Source organism: Stenotrophomonas sp. TWI1409 (assembly GCF_039673015.1).
Taxonomy (GTDB): domain Bacteria; phylum Pseudomonadota; class Gammaproteobacteria; order Xanthomonadales; family Xanthomonadaceae; genus Stenotrophomonas; species Stenotrophomonas maltophilia_A.
Window position 1 is genome coordinate 1 of record NZ_JBDJKU010000038.1, and the last position, 22,389, is coordinate 22,389.

Here is a 22,389-nt window from a genome sequence, read left to right on the forward strand (position 1 = left end):
GTGGGGGCCAGCAGGACCGTTGGCGCCATGGATGGCGCCATCGAGCCCCCATGGACGGGTTTACGGCGTGTCCTGCTGGCCCCCACCACCCCGCCAGCCCACGGAATGCCTGCTGTTGCCTTGGCCGTTGCTGTTGCTGTTGCCGTTGCCTTGGCTTCGGCGGGTGCCGGGCGCCGCCCGGCCAAAGCCCTTCCCCCGCTTCCGGTACAATGTCGGGCCCGTTTCCCAACTACGGTTCCCCGGACATGATGGTCCTCGAGGGCGCGCCCGCCCTGTCGCCGTTCCGCCGCGAACGTCTTGAATCCCGCCTGCAGTCCATCGCTCCCTCCCTGCGCATCAGCGGTGCCTGGCACGTCTACTTCGTGCAGCCCGAAGGCAGCGCCGCCCCCGACCTGACCACCCTGTGCCGCATCCTCGAAGCCGCGCCGCAGGCCGAGGCCGTGGCCGACGGCGCGGTCAGCCGCATCGTGGTGCCGCGCCTGGGCACGCTGTCGCCGTGGTCGAGCAAGGCCACCGAACTGGTCCGTGGTGCCGGGCAGCCGGTCAGCCGGGTCGAGCGTGGCCTGCGCATCGACGTGCAGGGCTGGCCGGCCGATGCCGCCGCCCAGCAGGCGCTGGTCAAGGCGCTGTACGACCCGATGACGCAGTCGGTGCTGGAGACCGTGGGACAGGGCCAGGCGCTGTTCTCGGCGCCGGCCCGCGGTGAACTGGAACGCGTGCCGGTGGACCAGCTGGAGGCTGCCAACCAGCGCCTCGGCTTGGCCATGGCCCAGGACGAGATCGACTACCTGCGCGAACGCTTCACCGCGCTCGGCCGCGCGCCGTCCGACGTCGAGCTGATGATGTTCGCGCAGGCCAATTCCGAGCACTGCCGCCACAAGATCTTCAACGCCAGCTGGACCATCGACGGCCAGGAACAGGACCGCTCGCTGTTCCGGATGATCAAGAACACCCACCAGCAGACCCCGCAGCACACGCTCAGCGCGTACAGCGACAACGCCGCGGTGATCGAAGGCCATCCGGCGTCGCGTTACCGCCCGGATCCGGCCAGCGGCGAATACCGCCGCGAGCCGCAGGTGCCCAGCGCGTTCCAGATCAAGGTGGAAACGCATAACCATCCGACCGCGATCGCGCCGTTCCCGGGTGCCTCGACCGGCAACGGTGGCGAGATCCGCGACGAAGGCGCGACCGGCCGCGGCGGCAAGCCGAAGGCGGGCCTGTCCGGGTTCTCGGTCTCGCACCTTCGCATTCCCGAGCTGCCGCAGCCGTGGGAAGCGCCGCGCGCGCTGAACCCGCGCATGGCACCGGCGCTGGAAATCATGACCGACGGCCCGCTTGGCGGCGCTGCGTTCAACAACGAGTTCGGCCGCCCGAACCTGCTCGGCTACTTCCGCAGCTTCGAGCTGCCGGAAGGCGCCGATCTGGTGCGTGCCTACGACAAGCCGATCATGCTGGCCGGTGGCCTCGGCGCGATCGACCGCGTGCAGGTCGACAAGATCCAGCTGCAGGCCGGTGATGCGGTCATTGTGCTCGGCGGTCCGGCGATGCTGATCGGCCTGGGCGGCGGTGCCGCCAGTTCGGTGGCCTCCGGCGAGAGCGCCGAGGACCTGGACTTCGCCAGCGTGCAGCGCGACAACCCGGAAATGGAACGCCGCTGCCAGGAGGTCATCGACCGCTGCGTGGCGATGGGGGCGAACAACCCGATCAAATTCTTCCACGACGTCGGTGCCGGTGGCCTGTCCAATGCCATCCCGGAACTGCTGCACGACTCCAAGGTCGGCGGTGTCATCGATCTGGGCAAGGTGCCCACCGATGATCCGTCGCTGTCGCCGATGCAGCTGTGGTGCAACGAGTCGCAGGAACGCTACGTGCTGGGCGTGGCCCAGGAGCGCCTGGCCGAGTTCGCCGCACTGTGTGCCCGCGAGCGCTGCCCGTTCGCCGCGGTTGGCGTGGCGACTGCCGAGGAACACCTGGTGGTGGCCTACGGTGCGGTGCCGGGCCACACCCCGGCCGATGCGCCGATCGACCTGCCGATGGATGTGCTGTTCGGCAAGCCGCCGAAGATGCACCGCGACACCGCGCATCCGTCGGCCCCGCGCTGGCCGGCGCTGAAGACCGGTGGCCTGGACCTGCAGGAAGCGGGCCTGCGCGTGCTCGCGCACCCGACCGTCGCCTCGAAGAACTTCCTGGTCACCATCGGTGACCGCAGCGTCGGCGGCCTGACCGCACGCGAACAGATGGTCGGCCCGTGGCAGCTGCCGGTTTCCGACGTGGCGATCACCCTGGCCGACTTCGACGGCGTGGCCGGCGAAGCGATGTCGATCGGCGAGCGCACCCCGCTGGCCCTGCTCGACGCCGCTGCGTCGGCACGCATGGCGGTGGGCGAAGCGCTGACCAACCTGTGCGCGGCCCCGGTCGATGCGTTGGATGAAATCAAGCTGTCGGCGAACTGGATGGCCGCGGCCGGCCACCCCGGCGAAGACGCGCTGCTGTACGACGCGGTGAAGGCAGTGGGCATGGAACTGTGCCCGCAGCTGGACATCAGCATCCCGGTGGGCAAGGACTCGCTGTCGATGCAGGCGCAGTGGCACGACCAGGGCGAGGCGCACAAGAGCGTGTCGCCGGTGTCGCTGGTGATCTCGGCGTTCGCGCCGGTGGCCGACGTGCGCCAGCAGCTGACGCCGCTGCTCGACCGCGACGTGGACAGCGAGCTGTGGCTGATCGGCCTCGGCGCCGGCAAGCAGCGTCTGGGCGGTTCGATCCTGGCCCAGGTGCATGCCGACCACGCCGACCTGCCGGCCTTCGCCGGTGCCGCGCCGGACCTGGACGACCCGCAGCGCCTGCGTGGTTTCTTCGAGCTGATCCGCGATGCGCGCCAGTCCGGCCTGCTGCTGGCCTATCACGACCGCAGCGACGGCGGCGCCTTCGCTGCGCTGTGCGAAATGGCCTTCACCTCGCGCCTGGGCCTGGATATCACCCTCGATGCCTGGGGCGATGATCCGTTCCGCAGCCTGTTCAACGAAGAACTGGGCGCGGTGGTGCAGATCGCACGCGAAGACCGCGCAGCGTTCGCCGACCTGGTCGAGCGCCATGCACTGACCGAATGCGCGCAGCGCATCGCCAAGCCGACCACTGCACCGGTGGTGCGCGTGTCGCTGGGTGGCGAGAACCTGGCCGAGTGGCGCTGGGACGCGCTGTTCGACGCCTGGTGGTCGGTCACCCACGCGATGCAGAAGCGCCGCGACAACCCGGCCAACGCGGATGCCGAGCGCGAGGTCGCCCGTGCCTTCAATGCGCCGGGCCTGAAGCCGAAGCTCAGCTTCGACCTCAACGAAGACGTGGCGGCGCCGTTCATCAGCACCGGTGCGCGCCCGCGCGTGGCCGTGCTGCGCGAGCAGGGCGTGAACGGCCAGATTGAAATGGCCAACGCCTTCGAACGTGCCGGCTTCCGCGCGTTCGACGTGCACATGAGCGACCTGATCGAAGGCCGCGTGGCCCTGCAGGACTTCACCGGCCTGGTCGCCTGCGGCGGCTTCAGCTACGGCGACGTGCTCGGTGCCGGCCGTGGCTGGGCCACCTCGATCCTGGAGCGCAGCGCACTGCGTGATGCCTTCGCCGCGTTCTTCGCGCGCGACGACAGCTTTGCGCTGGGCGTGTGCAACGGCTGCCAGATGATGAGCCAGCTGAAAAACATCATCCCGGGTGCCGAGCACTGGCCGCAGTTCCGTCGCAACGCCAGCGAGCAGTTCGAAGCCCGCACCGCGCTGCTGGAAGTGGTGGAATCGCCGTCGATCCTGCTGCGTGGCATGGCCGGCTCGCGCCTGCAGGTAGCGGTGGCGCACGGCGAAGGCCAGGCCGTGTTCGACAACGCCGTCGACCAGGCCGCCGCACGCGTCTCGCTGCGCTACATCGACGGCAATGGCAACGTCGCCAGCCAGTACCCGCTGAACCCGAACGGTTCGCCGGACGGCATCACCGGCCTGACCAGCAGCGACGGCCGCGTCACCATCATGATGCCGCACCCGGAGCGCACCCCGCGCGCGCTCAACCTGAGCTGGGCTCCGGCCGAGTGGCAGGGTGACTCGCCGTGGATGCGCATGTTCCGCAACGCGCGGGTGTGGTGCGGCTGATCGCACTGCATCGCGCAGGCCTCAATGCCATCGCGTATGGAAAAACCCGCCGTTGATCGGCGGGTTTTTCTTTGCGCGCTTGAAACTCCAGTCGCGACCGCTAGTTACATGCATTTTCATGCGTCGAGGAATCGTCACGCATGCATAACAAAATCATTTCATAAACACGTGAAATAGTGATGTGCTTCACGGCAATAGGATTTGCTGTGTCAAAGTCTTGACGATCTGCAAAGTTGCCGTTAACACTTGAACCCCGTTTCAGAATCATTCATTTCGCAGTAACCGCTTGGCGCACGCGCTCGGTTTTCTGTCGCTGCGCGCCGTTCGGCAATACCCCGCAGTAAATCACGCGAATAAACGCCCCCAGGGGACGTTGGGCCGGAAAGCCCAGCGGTGGCGTTGCTTTGCCCAAAACCAGTCCAATCAGGAGCCGTACCGATGAATCGGATTTATCGCAAGGTCTGGAACAAAGCATTGGGTCAGTTGGTGGTGGCCTCGGAACTGGCCTCCTCCGACAGCGGCGACGGGGTCGTCGACCAGCGCCGCGATGCAACGCAGGCTGCGCCCGCAAGGTTGGCGATGGCACTGGGCCTGGTGTTGGGATTGGGCATGAGCGGTATCGCCGCAGCACAGTCGGTGCAGATCGGCGGCAGCGCCACCTGCGTGGCATTCAGCGGCAAGCTGCTCGAAAAGTGCCTGATCGAAGGCTCGGCCACGGCCAAGGGCAGCAACGCGGTGGCGATCGGCAGCAACAGCAGCGCCAGTGCGGCCAATAGCGTAGCGCTGGGCGCCGGCTCCAAGGCCACGCGTGCCAACACGGTGTCCGTGGGTGATACCGGCAAGGAACGGCAGATCACCAATGTTGCCGCAGGCAGCCAGGCCACCGATGCGGTGAACAAGGCGCAGCTGGACGCGCAGGCGCGCGCCACCCAGGCTGCGCTGGCCGATGTCGCCGCAGACGGCAACCGTTATTTCAAGGCCGATGGCGCAGGCGATGACAGCGACGCGGCGAAGATCGACGGGCAGGGCGCAGTGGCGGCCGGTGCCGGCGCACAGTCGCTGGCCAATGCCACCACTGCCATCGGAACCCAGGCCATTGCCGCGGGCCTGGGCGCAAGCGCGTTCGGCCAGGGCGCCTTGGCAATCGGCGATGCCAGCGTGGTGGTCGGGCAGAGCGCTGCGGCCTTCGGTCTCGGCGACACCGCGGTTGGCGCAAGCGCGACCGCCGCGAGCGAGAACGGCGCGGCCACCGCGCTGGGTGCGCTGTCCGAAGCGACTGCCGATGGCGCCACGGCTGTCGGCGGCGGTGCCGTGGCGATGGGCCCGGGCAGCACCGCGCTGGGCCGCGGCGCTACCGCAGCCAACGAAGCATCGATCGCGGTGGGTGCGTTCAGCACCGCCGTCGGTGAATACAGCACCGCGCTGGGCTCGAATTCCGCGGCGGTGGCCACCGGCAGCGTGGCGCTCGGCGCGGGCTCGCTGGCCGACCGCGTCGATACCGTGTCCGTTGGTGCCGCCGAATACGGGCTGACCCGGCAGATCACCAGCGTGGCCGCAGGCACCGAAGACAACGATGCAGTCAATGTCGGTCAGCTGAAGGACGTCGCCGCCGTGGCCGATGCCACCGCCAAGCGCTTCCAGGCCAATGGCAGCAGCAACAGCGATGCCGGTGCACTGGCCGAGGGCGACGAGGCGCTGGCGGCCGGCGAGGCCGCCAATGCCATCGGCAACGGCACCACTGCAGTCGGTGCCGGCGCCACCGCCGTCGCGCAGAACGCCACCGCCGTTGGCAACAACGCGCTGGCCTCGGGCCAGAACAGTGCCGCGTTCGGCAACAACGCGCAGGCCAACGGTCCGGGCAGCGTTGCCGTGGGTGGCGCTGCGGTGGATGCCGACGGCAACCCGCTGATCACCAGCGGCGGCGTGCCGGTGGAAACCGGCGCAACCAGCGCAGGCGTCGGCGGCACTGCGGTCGGCGCCAGTGCCGAAGCCAGTGGTTTTGCGGCGTCGTCCTACGGCGTCGGCGCCTATGCGGCCGGTGCGCAGGCGTCGGCCTTCGGCGCCGTGGCCAATGCCATCGGCGATTATTCCACCGCGCTGGGTACGCAGAGCAACGCGACGGGCACCAGCAGCGTTGCCATCGGTGGTCCGGCTGACCTGATCCCCGGCCTGGGCTTCTTCGTGCAGACCCAGGCCAGTGGCGAAGCCGCGACCGCCGTCGGTGCCGGTGCCATCGCCAGTGGCGACCGTGCCGTGGCCAACGGCAGCCTCAGCGAAGCCTCCGGCGCCGAAGCGACCGCGGTCGGCTACTTCGCCTATGCACCGGGCGAGAACGCCAGTGCCCTCGGCGCGCAGACCTGGGCGAGCGGAGCGCAGAGCACGGCCGTGGGTTACTACGCCACCGCACGCGGCGCGAACAGTGTGGCACTCGGCGCGAATTCCGAAGCGGTGCGCGCCAACAGCGTGGCCGTCGGCAGCGCCGGCAACGAGCGGCAGATCACCAGCGTCGCTGCGGGCAGCGAAGCCACCGATGCGGTGAACAAAGCCCAGCTCGACGCCGTGGCCGGCACTGCCGACACCACCGCGCGTTTCTTCCAGGCACAGCCGGAGGCGGGCAGTGATGCTGGCGCACTGGCTGATGGCGAAGGCTCCATCGCTGTGGGTTCGTCGAGCAATGCGATCGGCGCAGGTGCCATTGCGCAGGGTGCTGCCGCGTCGGCCATCGGCGATGACAGCGTGGCCGTGGGCCGTAACAGCGCGGCCACCGGCAATGGCGGTGTCGCCATCGGTGGCCTCGGCCAGGCCTACGACGAGTTCAACCAGCCGATCATCGGTGCCGATGGCACGGCGCAGCAGGTGGGCACCACCGCTGTTGCCGATGCCACCGCAGTCGGCAGCGGTGCGCAGGCCACCGGGGCTGCCAGCAGCGCTTTCGGCAACGCGGCCAAGGCCAGTGGTGACAACAGCTTCGCCGCAGGCGGCAAGTCGCGCGCCACCGGCAGCTATGCGGTTGCGGTCGGCGACAGCGCATTCGCCAGCAGCGATGACAGCACCGCAGTAGGCGGATACAGCTGGGCCACTGCCAGTGGCGCAGCAGCATTCGGTTCGGGTGCATGGGCCACCGCCACCAACGCGTCAGCGTTCGGCAACGCGGCCTGGGCCAGCGGCAGCGGCGCGACCTCCATCGGTTACAACAGCTGGGCCAACGGCGCCAGTTCCACCGCCGTTGGCCGCGGTGCCTTCGGCTATGGCGACAACAGCGTGGCGCTGGGCTTCCAGGCGCTGGGCAACAGCATCAACAGCATCGCCATCGGCACCAACACGGTGGCCGGTGGTGAGAGTGCGATCGCGCTCGGTGCCGGCAGCAATGCCAGCGCCAGCAACACGGTCGCGCTGGGTGCCGGTTCGGTCGCCAACCGCGCGCGCACGGTGTCGGTGGGCAGCGCCGGCAACGAACGCCAGGTCACCAACGTCGCCGCCGGCACCCAGGCCACCGATGCGGTGAACAAGGCGCAGCTGGATGCGGTGGCGACCACGGCCACCACCACCAGCCGCTTCTTCCAGGCCAGCGGCAACGGCGACGACGTAGCCGGTGCATTGGTGGAAGGTGACAACGCACTGGCGGCCGGTGATGCCGCCAACGCCATCGGCAATGGCGCTACCGCACTGGGCAGCGGCGCCAACGCGTTGGCCAGCAATGCGCAGGCGCTGGGCTTCAATGCGTTGGCGACCGCAGCCAACGCCAGCGCTGTTGGTGCCAACGCACAGGCCACGGGCGAGTACGCCACCGCGCATGGCGCGGAAAGCGAAGCCAGCGGCGAGCAGAGCGCGGCGTTCGGTGCGGCCAGCATCGCCAGCGGCGCCGGTAGCACTGCCAATGGCGTGCTGTCCGAAGCGTCCGGCGAAGAGGCCGTGGCCGTGGGCTACTTCAGCAATGCCAGTGGTGACGCGGCCACCGCTGTCGGTAGCGAGAGCGTAGCCAGTGGTACGGCGTCGGCGGCCTTCGGTATCGGTGCCGAAGCCAGCGGCGGTTACAGCACCGCCATCGGTGGCTATGCACAGGCCTCGGCCTTCAATGCCACCGCGTTCGGCAACTTTGCCAATGCCTCCGGTTCCAACAGCGTGGCCGTGGGTGGCGACTCGGAAGCCTCCGGTGCCTACAGCACCGCCACCGGCCAGGGCAGCCTGGCCACCGGCACCAACAGCGTCGCCGTCGGTGGCTCGCTGTTCGGTCTGCTGGCCACCGAAGCGTCGGGCAACTACTCCACCGCGGTGGGTGGTGGCGCCTGGTCGGGGGGCATCAACAGTACCGCGCTGGGTAACGCCGCTGAATCGCGCGGCGCCAACAGCGTGGCGCTGGGTGCCGATTCGATCGCGGATCGCGACAACACCGTGTCGGTGGGCGGCGGTGGCAACACCCGCCAGATCACCAACGTGGCCGATGGCACGCAGGGCAATGATGCGGTCAACAGGAATCAGCTCGATGCCGTAGCCGCGGCAGCGGAAAAGACCAGCCGGCAGTTCCAGGCCAGCGGCAATGCCGATGGTGAAACCGGGGCGCTGGTGGACGGCGACAACGCGCTGGCGGCCGGTGACGCGGCCAATGCGATCGGCAACGGTGCCACCGCGCTTGGCAGCGGTGCCAATGCGCTGGCCGCCAACGCCACCGCCGTGGGCATCGATGCGCTGGCCACCGGCGGCAACGCGGCTGCCCTGGGCAGCACGGCACAGGCCACCGGCGAAGACAGCCTGGCGCTCGGCACCGGCGCCAGCGCCAGTGAACTGGGGGCAAGCGCGGTCGGCGCGCGCGCGCAGGCCAGCGGTGCATACAGCACGGCCACAGGTACAGAAGCCAATGCCAGCGGCACCCAGGCATTGGCCAGCGGTTTCCGCAGCGCCGCGTCCGCCGATGGCACTACCGCTGTCGGCGGCTACGCCGAAGCCAGCGGTCGCCTCGGCACCGCGTTGGGCTACGGCTCGGCGGCCAGTGGTGCCAACACCACCGCAGTCGGTTTCGGTGCCGCTGCGGCCGGAACCGGTGCCGTTGCCGTGGGTCAGTCCAGCGAGGCCAGTGGCGAGGAGAGCGTGGCCATCGGTGGCAGCACCTTCTTCGGCCTGATCCCCTCGCGTGCCAGTGGCACCGGTGCCGCGGCATTCGGTGCGGGCGCGTGGGCCACCGAAGACTACGCCACGGCGATCGGCTGGAATTCGTGGGCGGCAGGCAGCAGTGCCACCGCGCTGGGTGCCAACGCCACCGCCAATGGCAGCAACAGCGTCGCGCTCGGTGCCGGCTCCAAGGCCGACCGTGACAACACGGTGGCCGTCGGCAAGGCGGGCGGTGAGCGCCAGGTCACCCATGTCGCAGCCGGTACCGAAGCCACCGATGCGGTGAACAAGGGCCAGTTGGATGCAGTCGCCAGCGTCGCCGACAAGACCAGCCGGCAGTTCCAGGCCAGCGGCAATGCCGATGGCGAGGCCGGTGCCCTGGTGGACGGTGACAACGCACTGGCCGCCGGCAACGCGGCCAACGCCATCGGCAACGGCGCCACCGCGCTGGGCAGTGGTGCCAATGCCATGGCCGGCAATGCCACGGCCGTGGGCTTCGATGCGCTGGCCACCGGCAACAATGCGGCGGCGCTCGGCAACGCGGCGCAGGCTGCTGGTGTCGACAGCGTAGCCGTGGGCAGTGGCGCCAGCGCCAGCGAACTCGGCGCCAGTGCTACCGGCGCCGGCGCCCAGGCCAAGGGCGCTTACAGCACTGCCAGCGGCGCGCAGGCCACGGCTAGCGGCACCCAGTCGCAGGCCAGTGGTTTCCGCGCCAATGCTTCGGCCGACGGCGCTTCGGCGCTGGGCAGCTATGCCGAAGCCAGTGGTCGCCTTGGCACTGCAGTGGGTTACGGCAGCAAGGCCACCGGCGCCAATGCCACCGCAGTGGGTGTCAGTGCCAACGCTTCGGCGGCCGGCAGCATCGCACTGGGCGCAGGCTCGGTGGCCGACCGTGCCAACACCGTGTCGGTGGGCAGCAGTACCAGTGATCGTCAGATCACCCGCGTCGCTGCCGGTACCGAGCGCACCGATGCGGTCAATCGTGGCCAGCTTGATGCGGTCGCAGCGACTGCCGATGGCACGGCACGTTACGTCAAGGCCACCGGCGCAGGTATCGCCAGCGCCAGCGGCAGTGATGCCGCCGCGATCGGTTCGGCGGCCAGTGCCAGCGGCGCACGCAGCAATGCGCTGGGCGCCAACGCGATGGCGATCGGCAACGGTGCACTTGCACTGGGCAACAGTGCCGGCGCGTCTGGTGCCAACTCGGTGGCGCTGGGTGCGGGCTCGCGTGCGCTCGATGCCAACGTGGTGTCGGTCGGCGGTGGCAATGGCACCGATGGTCCAGCCACGCGCCGCATCGTCAATGTGGCCGATGGCCGCATCGCCGCCGGCAGCAGCGATGCCATCACTGGCTCCCAGCTCAACGTCACCAACCAGCGGGTGGGTGCGGTGGAAACGCGCGTGGGCGATTTCGATTCGCGCATCGCCACCGTGGAAACCACCGCGGCCAGCGCGGTCGGCTACGACGACGCCAGCCGTGACCGCCTGACCCTGTCCGGCTTCCAGGGCACCACCATCGACAACGTCGGTGCCGGCAGCATCGCTGCGGGCAGTCGCCAGGCGATCAACGGCGGCCAGCTGTTCCAGTCGCTCAGCGATGCCGCCAGCTTCCTCGGCGGTGGTGCCAGCGTCGGCATGCAGGGGGTGTTCGTGGCCCCGAACTACGTGATCCAGGGTGCCACCTACAGCAACGTCGGCGATGCGCTCGGCGCGCTGGACCGCAAGGTCAGCGAGATCGACCGCAGAACCGCCGGTGGCTCGCGTGCCGGGACTGCCAACCTGCGCGCGATGAGTGCCTCGCTGGATGAGAGCCCGCTGGCAAGCACCGCTGATGCACCTGCAACGGCCGACGCGGCACCGGCCAGCACCGCGCGTGTGCAGGGCACGCCGACCGCTGCTGCCGCCGGTGCCGGGATTCCGGTTGGCACTCCCGCGACGGGCTTCAATGCCGTCGCCATGGGCGAGGGCGCCGTCGCCAGTGGCGCTTCGTCCACGGCCATCGGCCAGGGCGCCAATGCCACCGCGGCGAACGCGGTGGCGCTGGGCCAGGGCTCGGTTGCCGATCGTGCCAACACGGTCTCGGTGGGCAGTGAAGGCAACGAGCGCCAGGTCACCAATGTGGCGGCGGGTACCACGGCCACCGATGCGGTCAACAAGGGCCAGCTCGACCGTGGCATGGCCACGGCCAACAGCTACACCGACAGCCGCGTCCAGGCCGTCGCCGACAGCTTCGATGTGTTCAAGGGCGAGATCGACGGACGCCTGCGCCACATGGATCGCCGCATCGACCGCCAGGGTGCGATGAGCGCGGCGATGCTCAACATGGCCACCAGTGCCGCCGGTATCCGCACCCAGAACCGGGTCGGCGTCGGCATTGGTTTCCAGGGCGGCGAGTCGGCGTTGTCGCTGGGCTACCAGCGTGCGATCAGCGATCGCGCCACGGTGACCTTCGGCGGTGCTTTCAGCAGCGACGACAGCTCGGTTGGCGTCGGTGCCGGCTTCGGCTGGTAAGCCACTCCATCGCGCCGGCGGCCACCCACGCCGGCGCAGCACCTGCAGTGAGGGCCTGGGGGGAGGTCACGGCAATCCCGGCTGGGCCGGCCGGGAGTCGTCAAGGAATGATGGCCGCAGTGTTGGTTCGATCCATGACCCAGAAGAGGAATTCGACGTGATCAAGAAGCAGAACCTTCGCATCAATGTGCTTGCCGCCGCCGTGCTGTCGATGACGGCCGTCGGTGCCGTCCACGCCGCCGGCCTGCCGACCCGCGAACCGGTGCGCCAGGCCAGCACCGCCCAGCCGGGCGCCGAGCGCATCATCGTCAAGTACCGGGCCGGCGCTGCCGCCGCCACCGACCGCTCGGCGAAGCTGTCCACCGTGCAGTCGGCGCTGACCCGGGCCAGCCTGTCCGGCGGTACCTCACGTGCCAGTACCCTCGGCCCGCAGGTGGTACGCAAGCTCGCTACCGGTGCGGACCTGATCCGCGTGCAGGGCCGCCTGGCCCCGGCCGAACTGCAGCGTGTGCTGAAGGAACTGCAGGCCGACCCGTCGGTGCAGTACGCCGAAGCCGACGTGAAGCTGCGCCGCACCGAGCTGCGTGCCGGCGATGTGCAGCCGGCACTGGTGCCGAACGATCCCTTCTACCAGCAGAACCAGTGGCACCTGCACAATGCGGTCGGCGGCATCAACGCACCGGCGGCATGGGATGTCTCGCAGGGCGAAGGCATCGTGGTGGCGGTGATCGATACCGGCATCCTGCCGCAGCATCCGGACCTGGTCGGCAACCTGCTGGAGGGTTACGACTTCATCAGCGATGCGGAGACCTCGCGGCGCCCGACCAACGATCGTGTGCCGGGTGCGCAGGACTACGGTGACTGGGTCGAGAACGACAACGAGTGCTATGACGGCTCGCTGGCCGAGGACAGTTCCTGGCACGGCACCCACGTAGCCGGCACCGTGGCCGAGCAGACCAACAACGGCGTCGGCATGGCCGGTGTCGCCTACAAGGCCAAGGTGCTGCCGGTACGTGTGCTGGGCAAGTGCGGCGGCTACCTGTCCGACATCGCCGACGCGGTGGTCTGGGCATCGGGTGGCACGGTGACCGGCATCCCGGCCAACACCAACCCGGCCGAGATCATCAACATGAGCCTGGGCGGCAGCGGTACCTGCGGCAGCACCTACCAGGACGCCATCAATGGCGCGATCTCGCGTGGCACCACCGTGGTGGTCGCGGCGGGCAATGAAGCCGACAACGCGTCCAAGTACCGTCCGGCCAGCTGCGAAGGCGTGGTGACCGTGGGTGCCACCCGCATCACCGGTGGCATCACCTACTACTCCAACTATGGCACCCGCGTGGACCTGTCCGGTCCGGGTGGCGGCGGCAGTGTCGACGGCAACCCGGGTGGCTACATCTGGCAGACCGGCTCCAATGCGGCCACCACGCCGGAATCGGGCACGCCGGGTTACATGGGCATGGGCGGTACCTCGATGGCCTCGCCGCATGTGGCCGCCGTTGCCGCACTGGTGCAGAGCGCACTGATCGCCAAGGGCAAGGATCCGTTGACCCCGGCCGCGATGCGTACCCTGCTGAAGGAAACCGCACGTCCGTTCCCGGTCGCCATCCCGGCAGCGACCCCGATCGGTACCGGCATCCTCGATGCCAAGGCTGCGCTGGCCAAGGCACTGGAAGAACCGTGCACCGAGAACTGCGGGCCGGTGGCCACGCCGCTGACCAACAAGGCTGCCGTCGGTGGCCTGTCCGGTGCGGCCGGCAGCAGCAAGCTCTACAGCTTCGAAGCGGCTGCCGGCAAGCAGTTCAGCGTGATCACCTACGGTGGCACCGGCAACGTTTCGGTCTACGTGGCTGAAGGCCGTGAGCCCAGTGCCAGCGACAACGACGCCAAGTCGACCCGTCCGGGCACCTCCGAGACGGTGCGGGTTACCAAGCCGGTGGCGGCCACCTACTACATCAAGGTGGTGGGTGAAGCGGCCTACAACGGGGTGAGCATTCTCGCCACGCAGTAAGCTTGAACTGTCGTAGTTGAATGGCCGAAGCCCGTCATCCCATGTGACGGGCTTCGTCTTTTTACGAAAGGTGGCGCAGGGGCGGCGGAAATCATGGCTTAACTGTTAAAGTCGAGCCGATTGACAGGAGAGTCATGTGAACGCGCTTGCTGCTACCGCCGCTGCCGACGACGCTGAAGGCCGCATCCTGGATGCGCTGCTGGCGCGCGGCCGGCTGAAGGAAGGCGATCTGGCACGTGCGCGGCCGCTGCACGCAGAGGCCGGCGGCAGCCTGCTGGGCCTGCTGGTGCGGCTGGGGCTGGTCTCCGAGCGTGACCAGGCACAGGCCAGCGCCGAAGTGCTGGGGCTGCCGCTGCTGGAAGGCAAACAGCTGCCGGAAGCACCGCCACAAGGGCTGGCGGAAGGCTTGCCGTTGTCGCTGCGCTTCCTCAAGCAGTTCCATGTCTGCCCGCTCGCGCTGGATGAACAGGGGGTCCGGCTGTGGCTGGCCGATGCCCATGATCCTTATCCGCAGCAGGCCGTGCAGCTGGCACTGGGTGTACCGGTGACACCGGTGCTGGGCATGCGCGCAGAAATTGATGATCTGGTCGAGCGCTGGTTCGGGCAGGGCCGCAGCGCGATGGGCGCGATCGTCGAAACCGCCGATGGCGAGGGCGGTGCGGTCGATGACATCGAGCATCTGCGTGACCTCGCCTCGGAAGCGCCGGTGATCCGCCTGGTCAACCTGGTGATCCAGCGCGCGGTGGAACTGCGCGCTTCGGACATCCATGTCGAACCGTTCGAAAGCCGGTTGAAGGTCCGTTACCGCGTCGATGGCGTGCTGGTGGAAGGCGAAAGCCCGCCGGCCAACCTCACTGCTGCGGTGATCAGCCGCATCAAGATCATGGCCCGGCTCAACATCGCCGAGCGCCGCCTGCCGCAGGACGGCCGCATCATGCTGCGCGTGCAGGGCAAGGAGCTGGACCTGCGCGTGAGCACGGTGCCGACCGCGCACGGCGAAAGCGTGGTGATGCGATTGCTGGACCGCGAAACGGTGGTGTTCGATTTCCATCGTCTCGGTTTCACTGACGCCTTCCTGCCGCAGTTCCGCAAGGTGCTGGAACAGCCGCACGGCATCCTGCTGGTGACCGGCCCGACCGGTTCAGGCAAGACCACCACGCTGTACACCGCGCTGAGCCAGCTGAACACTGCCGACGTCAAGATCATCACGGTCGAAGACCCGGTGGAATACCAGATCGAAGGCATCAACCAGATCCAGGCCAAGCCGCAGATCGGGCTCGACTTCGCCAACGCCCTGCGCAGCATCGTGCGCCAGGACCCGGACATCATCATGATCGGCGAAATGCGCGACCTGGAAACCGCGCGCATCGCGATCCAGTCGGCGCTGACCGGCCACCTGGTGCTGTCCACCCTGCATACCAACAACGCAGCCGGCGGCATCACGCGCCTGCTCGACATGGGCGTGGAAGACTACCTGCTCACCTCCACCATCAACGGCATCCTGGCCCAGCGCCTGGTGCGTCGGCTGGAGCCGACCCATGCCGAGCGCTATGAAGCTTCGCCGGAAGAGATTGAACGCTTCGAGCTGCGCCGCCTGCAGCCGGAAGGACCGATCCACCTGTACCGCCCGAAGCCCTCCGCGCTGGCGCCGACCGGTTACCTCGGCCGGACCACCATCATGGAATTTCTGGTGATGAACGACGCGCTGCGGCGCGCGGTGATGCGCCGCGACGGCATGGGCGAGATCGAACGCATTGCCCGCGAAGCCGGCATGCGCACGATGTACGAAGATGGTCTGTCCAAGGCCCTCAGTGGTCAGACGACCATCGAGGAAGTCCTGCGTGTCACCGAGGAAAGCTGATGCGCGCAGGACGCCGGGGCTGACATGCCGACCTACCGTTACAAGGCACTGAATCCGCACGGCGAGATCTTCGACGGGCAGATGGAAGCGGCAAGCGAGGCCGAGCTGGTCGCGCGCCTGCAGGACCAGGGCCATCTGCCGATGGAGACCCAGCTGGCCGATGGCGGTGCGATCGGTGGCAGTACCTGGCGCAACCTGTTCCGCCAACGGCCGCTGCAGGGCGCGGCATTGCTGCAGTTCACCCAGCAGCTGGCGACACTGCTCGGTGCAGGCCAGCCGCTGGATCGCGCGCTGTCGATCCTGCTCGGGTTGCCCGAAGACGAACGCTCGCGCCGCGCGATCACCGACATCCGCGATGTGGTGCGCGGTGGCGCGCCGTTGTCGACCGCACTGGAGCGCCAGCATGGGTTGTTCTCGCGCCTGTACGTGAACATGGTGCGGGCCGGTGAAGCCGGCGGCAGCCTGCACGAAACCCTGCAGCGCCTGGCCGACTACCTCGAACGCAGCCGCGCGTTGCAGGGCAAGGTGATCAACGCGCTGGTGTACCCGGCCATCCTGCTGGTGGTGGTGGGCGGCGCGCTGCTGTTCCTGCTCGGCTACGTGGTGCCGCAGTTCGCGCAGATGTACGAAAGCCTGGATGTGGCGCTGCCGTGGTTCACCAACGCGGTGCTGCAGCTGGGTCTGTTCGTGCGCGACTGGTGGGTGTTGCTGCTGGTGGTGCCAGGGATACTCGCGCTGTTCTTCGAACGCAAGGCGCGGCAACCAGCCTTCCGGCTGGCGCTGGATGGCTGGCTGCTGCAGCGTCGCGGCATCGGCCGCCTGCTCGGCGAACTGGAAACCGCGCGGCTGGCCCGCACGCTGGGCACGCTGCTGCGCAATGGCGTGCCGCTGCTGGGTGCCTTGGGCATCGCCCGCAACGTGCTGGGCAACCGCGCGCTGGCCGCCGATGTGGAAGCCGCCGCGGATGAAGTGAAAAATGGTACCGGCCTGTCGCTGGCGCTGTCGCGCGGCAAGCGTTTCCCGCGCCTGGCGCTGCAGATGATCCAGGTCGGCGAGGAATCCGGTGCACTCGATACCATGCTGCTGAAAGCGGCCGATACCTTCGAACAGGACAGCGCCCGGCGCATCGACCGCCTGCTGGCGGCGATGGTGCCGGCGATCACCCTGGTGCTGGCCTCGGTGGTCGGTGCGGTGATCGTTGCCGTGCTGGTACCGCTGTACGACCTGACCAATGCCATCGGTTGACGATGGATCCCTACGCAACCCCGACACTCCGCAACTGAAAGGACCGACCATGATTGCTTCCCGTCGACCGATCCGCCTTTCCTTCACCGCCGCGCGCAACCAGTCGGGCATGAGCCTGCTGGAAATCATCATCGTCATCGTGCTTATCGGTGCGGTGCTGACCCTGGTCGCCAGCCGCGTGCTGGGCGGCGCCGATCGCGGCAAGGCCAACATCGCCAAGGCGCAGGTGCAGACCGTTGCGTCCAAGGTCGACAATTACCAGATCGATACCGGCAAGCTGCCCGGCTCGCTCAACGATCTGGTGACCGCACCGGCGGGTGTCGGTGGCTGGCTGGGGCCGTATGCCAAGCCGGCTGACCTGAACGACCCGTGGGGCCACGCGCTGGAGTACCGTGCGCCGGGCGAAGGCCAGCCGTACGAGCTGATCAGCCTCGGCAAGGATGGCAAGGCCGGCGGCAGCAGCGTCGATGCCGACATCCGCTACCAGCCGTAATCCTGCATGACGTATTTCCTGCCGCGCCGGCTGCCTCGCCCGCGCCTGCACGGCAGGCGCGCAGCGGGCCTGTCGCTGCTGGAAATGCTGCTGGTGATCGCGCTGATCGCAGCGATCGGCCTGATTACCGCCGCCGGCCTGTCGCGCGGCTTCGCCGGCATGCAGCTGCGCAGCGCCGGCAAGGACATCGCCAACCAGCTGCGGGTAGTACGCGCGCAGGCGATCGCCCGCGGCGAGCCGCAGCGCTTTGTCATCGAACCGGCAAAGCGGCGCTGGGAAGGCGCCAACCAGCGCCATGGTGACGTGCCGGCACAGCTGCAGGTGCAGTTCGAAGGCGCCGCGCAGCTGGCCACCGCGCCAGGGCAGGGCGTGATCGAGTTCCATCCCGATGGTGGCTCCAGCGGTGGCCGCATCCGGCTGCAGCGTGACGATGCCGAATGGCGCATCGACGTGGGCTGGCTGACCGGTGAGGTCCGCTCCGGCCCCTGGCGGGCACAATGAAGCGGCACGTTCGCGGCTTCACCCTGCTGGAAGTGATCATCGCCTTTGCCCTGCTCGGGCTGGCGCTGACCCTGCTGCTGGGCAGTCTGTCCGGTGGTGCCAGGCAGGTGCGCGAGGCCGAGCTGCGCACGCGCGCGATACTGCATGCGCAGTCGCTGCTGGCCGAAACCGGTGTCGCCACGCCACTGCAGGTGGGTAGCCAGCAGGGTGACTGGGAACAGGGACGCTACCACTGGGAGCTGCAGGTGCAGCCGTGGGTGGAGCCACGTGCCGGCAACGTCGTGCAGTCACAGTCGGCCGGTGCCCCCTGGCTGGCCGAACTGCAGCTGCAGGTGCGTTGGGGCGACAGCGAACGCGAGCAGCTGCGCTGGCGCAGCCTGCGCCTGCTGCCGCCGGACCTGGAGAGCGCGCGATGAAGCGCCGCGCCGCGGGTTTCACGCTGGTTGAAGTGATGCTGGCCACGGTGCTGCTGGCCGGTGGCCTGGCGCTGGCGTTCGCCAGCGTCCGCTCGGCAATGGCGGTCAGTCAGCGTGGCGAGCAGATCGCGGCCGAGAGTGAGCGCATGCGCGCGGTGCAGGCGCTGTTGCGGCGGCAGCTGGCCGGTGCGCTGCGCACGCCGCTGGAAGTACCCGATCCCACCCGCGAACCGATCTTCTTCCAGGGCGAAGAGCAGCGCATGTTGTTCGCCGCCGATCTGCCGGGCTACCTCGGCCGCGGCGGACCCTACCTGCACGCGCTGCAGGTGGACGGCCGCGATGGCCAGCAGCGCCTGCTGCTGGACCTGGTGCTGCTGCAGGAAGGCGAGCGCATCGCCGAGAACCCGCCGCGCCCGCCGGAAGTGCTGGTGGAAAACCTGAAGTCGGTACAACTGCGCTATCGCGGCATCGATGCCAGTACCGGCCAGGTGAGCGACTGGATGCCGCGCTGGGACGATACCCGCCGCCTGCCGATGCTGGTGGAGATCAGGATCGTCCCGGCCAGGGGCGCGCCCTGGCCGACGCTGGTGGTGGCGCCGCGCAACGGTGGCAGCGGAGGCGCGCGATGAACCGGCAACACGGTGCGGCACTGGTACTGGTGCTGTGGTTGATCGCATTGATGACCGCGCTGGTCGGTGCGTTCGCGCTGAGCGCACGGGTCGAGCATCTGCAGCAGCGGGTGCTGGATGACGATGCACGCGGCCAGGAACGGGCGCGCGCCGGCCTGGAGTACGCGCTGCTGCGCCTGTCCGCCGATCCGCTGCGGGCGCCCTGGCGCGCTGATGGCCGAACCTACCGCTGGCAGTTCGATGACGCCAGCATCGAAATCAAGGTGCTGGACGAGAACGGCAAGATCAACCTGAACCTGGCCGACGTGACCTTGCTGACCGCGTTCCTCAAGGCGCTCGGCGAAGACGAAGGGGCAGCCCGGCAGCTGGCCGGTGCCATTGTCGACTGGCGTGATGAAGACAGCCTGCTGCAGCCGGGCGGCGGTGCCGAAGCCCCGGACTATGCGGCGGCGGGGTTGCCGTATGGCCCACGCAACAAGCGTTTCGAGACGCTCGGTGAACTGCAGCGGGTACTGGGCATGCGCGGCCCGCTGTACAAGGCCATGCTGCCGCACCTGACCCTGTACAGCCGCCAGGCACGCCCGGATCCCCAGTTCGCCAGCGCGCCGGTGCTGACCGCACTGGGCCTGGATGCGGATACCGTGCTGGCGCAGCGCGCACAGCAGGAGCGTGACGCAGATACCGCTGGCGGTGCGACAACGCTTGCCAGCAGCAGCGGCACCTATAGTATCGAGTCTCGTGCAACCGACGGCAGTGGACGCCGGTCGGTGTTGCAGGCAGTGGTACGCAATGGCTCGGGCGGGGTTCCCGGGCGGTCCTACACAGTGCTTCGCTGGGAGCAGGGAATGACAGCAAGATGACGGCATGGCAGGACAGTGTGCGGCAGGTGCAGGGCCGGATCGGCCCTGGCGCCGGCCGTTTCCTGCGCTGGTGGCGGCAATCGCTGCTGGCCTGGGTGCCGGCACGTTGGCAGTGGGCACTGGGCTGGGCACAGGCGCGCCTGCTGCTGCAGCGCCAGGGTGAGCAGCTGCAGGTCTGGCGAGAGGCCGGAGAACGCCGCGAAGCAGTTGCCAGAGTGCCATGGCCGCTGTCGCCGGCCGAACTGGACCGCGTGCTGGAACCGCGACTGCGCAGCCTGCCGCGGGTGTGGCTGCTGCCGGCCAGCGAGGTACTGCGTCGTCATCTGCGCCTGCCTGCGGCTGCGGCCGACCGGCTGCGCGCCGTGGTCGGTTTCGAGATCGACCGCCAGACGCCGTTCGAATCCAGCCAGGTCAGCTATGACGTGCGTGAACTCGGGGGCGCCGCCGAGGGCCAGCTGCAGGTCGAACTGATCGCCTGGCCACTGCGCCAGCTTGAGGCGTGGCGGGCCAGCGTAGGCGAATGGGCCGATGCACTGGCCGGTGTCGATGCCATCGACACCGAGGGTGAACCCCTGCAGGTGAATCTGCTGCCACCGGGGCAGCGCCAGCTGCGGGCAGACCCGACGCGGCGCTGGAATGTGCTGCTGGCCGTGGCCGCGCTGGTGATGCTGGTGCTGGCGGCCCTGCAGCTGCTCGACAACCGCCGCGCCGCCGCCGACGAACTGCGTGCGCAGGTCGAGCGCAGTGCACGCAGTGCGCGTGGTGTCGCCAGCGAACGCGCGCAGCTGCAGGCGCTGATCGATGGTGCCGCATTCCTGGAAAAGCAGCGCAGCCAGCGCGCCGGAACGGTGGAAATCTGGAATGAACTGACCCGGCGCCTGCCGGAGGGCACCTACCTGGAAAAGCTGGCCATCGAGAACAACAACCTGCAGCTGATCGGCCTGAGCCGCGAGGCCTCGCAGCTGGTGCAGCTGCTGCAGGACGCACCGCAGTGGCGCAAGGTCAACCTGACCGGCGTACTGCAGGCCGATGGCGCCGCCAGTGGCCGTGACCGCTTCACCATGACCGCCGAACTGCAGCCGTTGCCGGCTGCGGCCCCGACCCGGGAGGCGGCCGATGCCGATGCCAAGCGCACGCCGTGACCGCTGGCTGGCACTGGCGCTGCTGCTGGCAGTGCTGGGCCTGGCGTACCTGCTGCTGGTGCACCCCTGGTTCACCCAGCCACTGCGCGAAATCGACGCCGACGTGGCCGCCCTGCGCGAGCGCGAGCAGCGCGTGCAGGCGCAGCTGCAGCAGCAGCCGCAGATCGAACAGCGCCTGCGCGCCACCCGCGAGGCACTGCAGCAGCGGCCGGGCTTCCTGCGCGAAGCCACCGCCGAAGCTGCGGCCGCTGCGCTGGGCGCGAAGCTGCAGGATGCGGTGGCGATGGCCAGCCCGGGCAACCGCAGCTGCACCATCAGCAACCGCACGCCACTGACCGACAACCGCCGTGACGCCGAATTCGTGCGCGTGGCCATGCAGGTGCGCCTGCGTTGCGGTGTGGCCGAACTGGCCACGGTGCTGCACAGCCTGGAAACCGGCAGCCCGCGCCTGTTCGTCGACAATCTCAACCTGATCGCGCAGCGCTTCCAGCAGTCGCCCAACGAGTCCGGGCTCGGCCTGGACGTGTCGTTCGAACTGGCAGGTTACCTGCTGCCCGGTGCTGCGGCCGATGGCGCTGCGCCGGCACCTGCAGCCGAACCAGGCGCGGCGCCGCAACCGCCTTCGGCCACACCTTCACCGGCCGCCGCACCGGCTGCGCCGGAAGAAGGGCAGGAGGTGGCCGATGAAGCTTGAGCAGATCAGCCTGCGCACCGGCTTCCTGCTGGCACTGGCCGGCTGGGCGGCAGCGGTCTGGCTGGCCACCGGCTTCGGTCTGGGCAGCCAGCTGCCAGGTGCGGACGGTGATGCCGATGCGGTGCCTTCGTTGCCGGTGCTGCCGCCGTTGGCCGCAGAACGCATGGCCAGCGCCGACAGCTACAGCGCGATCGGCGAGCGACCGCTGTTCGCCGAGGACCGCAGGCCGAAGCCCTACCTGCTCGGCGGCAGCGAGCCCGCCGCCAGCGCCGCGCTGCGCCTGACCGGCGTGCTGCTGACCGGCGACTTCGGCATGGCCACCTTCACCACCGAACAGAACCGCTCGCTGCGCCTGCGCCTCAACGGTGAAGCCGTCGACGGCTGGCAGCTGGTCGCACTGCAGCCGCGTCAGGCCACCGTGATCGGCCCCGGTGGCAACCAGGTGCTGGAACTGGCGGTATTCAACGGGCAGGGGGGTGAACCACCGACCGTGCTGCGCGGCGCCAACGGTGCGCCACCGGCCGGTGCGATCGTTGTGCCGCCCCCGGCAGGCGCTCCGCCGGCACCGCCGCCGGCTGCGGCAACCGCATCGCCGTCGCCTGCTGGCAGTGCGCCAGCATCCTCGGCTGCGGCGGCCGCCACACCGCCTGCCAACAACAACGGCCCCAGCGAAGCGCAGATGCAGGCCATCCGCGAACGCATCCAGGCCCGTCGCCGCCAGCTGCAGCAACAACAACAGCAGCAACAACCGTCGCCGCCCCCGGGCGATGGCACCAACCGATAGAGTGAA

The 22,389-nt window shown here is 68.9% G+C and carries 13 protein-coding genes; all 13 read left to right on the forward strand.

Annotated elements, in window-relative coordinates:
- Positions 1-245: 245 nt before the first annotated feature.
- The 13 genes from purL (at position 246) to ABE423_RS13340 (ending at position 22,383) form a co-directional block, all read left to right on the forward strand.
- Entirely contained in the window at positions 246-4,130 is a 3,885-nt protein-coding gene (gene purL / locus ABE423_RS13280; RefSeq protein ID WP_346486326.1) for a phosphoribosylformylglycinamidine synthase, read from the forward strand.
- Positions 4,131-4,568: 438 nt separating this feature from the next.
- Positions 4,569-11,747: an ESPR-type extended signal peptide-containing protein gene (locus tag ABE423_RS13285; RefSeq protein ID WP_346486328.1), complete on the forward strand. Its 7,179-nt coding sequence runs from the start codon at positions 4,569-4,571 to the stop codon at positions 11,745-11,747.
- A 157-nt stretch (positions 11,748-11,904) separates the two neighbouring features.
- Entirely contained in the window at positions 11,905-13,758 is a 1,854-nt protein-coding gene (locus ABE423_RS13290; RefSeq protein ID WP_125894942.1) for a S8 family peptidase, read from the forward strand.
- 136 nt (positions 13,759-13,894) lie between these two features.
- Positions 13,895-15,619, forward strand: a complete 1,725-nt coding sequence (gene gspE / locus ABE423_RS13295; RefSeq protein WP_049424954.1) for a type II secretion system ATPase GspE — start codon at positions 13,895-13,897, stop codon at positions 15,617-15,619.
- Between the two features lie 24 nt (positions 15,620-15,643).
- Positions 15,644-16,864, forward strand: coding sequence for a type II secretion system F family protein (locus tag ABE423_RS13300; RefSeq protein ID WP_032130133.1), 1,221 nt, complete (start codon positions 15,644-15,646; stop codon positions 16,862-16,864).
- Between the two features lie 49 nt (positions 16,865-16,913).
- Positions 16,914-17,357, forward strand: coding sequence for a type II secretion system major pseudopilin GspG (gspG, locus tag ABE423_RS13305; RefSeq protein WP_004142831.1), 444 nt, complete (start codon positions 16,914-16,916; stop codon positions 17,355-17,357).
- A 6-nt stretch (positions 17,358-17,363) separates the two neighbouring features.
- A complete protein-coding gene (locus tag ABE423_RS13310; protein ID WP_032130132.1) occupies positions 17,364-17,858 on the forward strand; it encodes a GspH/FimT family pseudopilin in 495 nt (164 codons plus the stop codon).
- A complete protein-coding gene (locus ABE423_RS13315; protein ID WP_346486333.1) occupies positions 17,855-18,274 on the forward strand; it encodes a prepilin-type N-terminal cleavage/methylation domain-containing protein in 420 nt (139 codons plus the stop codon). The genes ABE423_RS13310 and ABE423_RS13315 overlap by 4 nt, the downstream gene beginning before the upstream one ends.
- Positions 18,271-18,903 (forward strand): type II secretion system protein J, encoded by a 633-nt coding sequence (locus tag ABE423_RS13320; protein WP_189720559.1) that lies wholly within the window; start codon positions 18,271-18,273, stop codon positions 18,901-18,903. The genes ABE423_RS13315 and ABE423_RS13320 overlap by 4 nt, the downstream gene beginning before the upstream one ends.
- Positions 18,900-19,763, forward strand: a complete 864-nt coding sequence (locus tag ABE423_RS13325) for a general secretion pathway protein GspK (protein WP_032130129.1) — start codon at positions 18,900-18,902, stop codon at positions 19,761-19,763. The genes ABE423_RS13320 and ABE423_RS13325 overlap by 4 nt, the downstream gene beginning before the upstream one ends.
- The gene (locus ABE423_RS13330; RefSeq protein WP_293798090.1) at positions 19,760-20,905 is read left to right on the forward strand and encodes a PilN domain-containing protein; all 1,146 of its coding nucleotides are present in this window, start codon (positions 19,760-19,762) and stop codon (positions 20,903-20,905) included. The genes ABE423_RS13325 and ABE423_RS13330 overlap by 4 nt, the downstream gene beginning before the upstream one ends.
- Positions 20,880-21,599 carry a type II secretion system protein GspM gene (gspM, locus tag ABE423_RS13335; RefSeq protein WP_049424965.1) on the forward strand — a complete coding sequence of 240 codons (720 nt, stop codon included), beginning with the start codon at positions 20,880-20,882 and terminating at the stop codon, positions 21,597-21,599. Before ABE423_RS13330 ends, gspM begins: the two co-directional genes overlap by 26 nt.
- A complete protein-coding gene (locus ABE423_RS13340) occupies positions 21,589-22,383 on the forward strand; it encodes a hypothetical protein (protein WP_032130126.1) in 795 nt (264 codons plus the stop codon). Before gspM ends, ABE423_RS13340 begins: the two co-directional genes overlap by 11 nt.
- The last annotated feature ends 6 nt before the right edge of the window (positions 22,384-22,389 follow it).

What these genes read in the sequence shown, in the direction of transcription:
- gspG (WP_004142831.1), top strand. Translation starts at nt 16,914, where the DNA reads ATGATTGCTTCCCGTCGACCGATCCGCCTTTCCTTCACCGCCGCGCGC.
- gspM (WP_049424965.1), top strand. Translation starts at nt 20,880, where the DNA reads ATGCCGATGCCAAGCGCACGCCGTGACCGCTGGCTGGCACTGGCGCTG.
- ABE423_RS13285 (WP_346486328.1), top strand. Translation starts at nt 4,569, where the DNA reads ATGAATCGGATTTATCGCAAGGTCTGGAACAAAGCATTGGGTCAGTTG.
- ABE423_RS13340 (WP_032130126.1), top strand. Translation starts at nt 21,589, where the DNA reads ATGAAGCTTGAGCAGATCAGCCTGCGCACCGGCTTCCTGCTGGCACTG.
- purL (WP_346486326.1), top strand. Translation starts at nt 246, where the DNA reads ATGATGGTCCTCGAGGGCGCGCCCGCCCTGTCGCCGTTCCGCCGCGAA.
- ABE423_RS13320 (WP_189720559.1), top strand. Translation starts at nt 18,271, where the DNA reads ATGAAGCGCCGCGCCGCGGGTTTCACGCTGGTTGAAGTGATGCTGGCC.
- ABE423_RS13310 (WP_032130132.1), top strand. Translation starts at nt 17,364, where the DNA reads ATGACGTATTTCCTGCCGCGCCGGCTGCCTCGCCCGCGCCTGCACGGC.
- ABE423_RS13330 (WP_293798090.1), top strand. Translation starts at nt 19,760, where the DNA reads ATGACGGCATGGCAGGACAGTGTGCGGCAGGTGCAGGGCCGGATCGGC.
- ABE423_RS13315 (WP_346486333.1), top strand. Translation starts at nt 17,855, where the DNA reads ATGAAGCGGCACGTTCGCGGCTTCACCCTGCTGGAAGTGATCATCGCC.
- ABE423_RS13325 (WP_032130129.1), top strand. Translation starts at nt 18,900, where the DNA reads ATGAACCGGCAACACGGTGCGGCACTGGTACTGGTGCTGTGGTTGATC.
- ABE423_RS13300 (WP_032130133.1), top strand. Translation starts at nt 15,644, where the DNA reads ATGCCGACCTACCGTTACAAGGCACTGAATCCGCACGGCGAGATCTTC.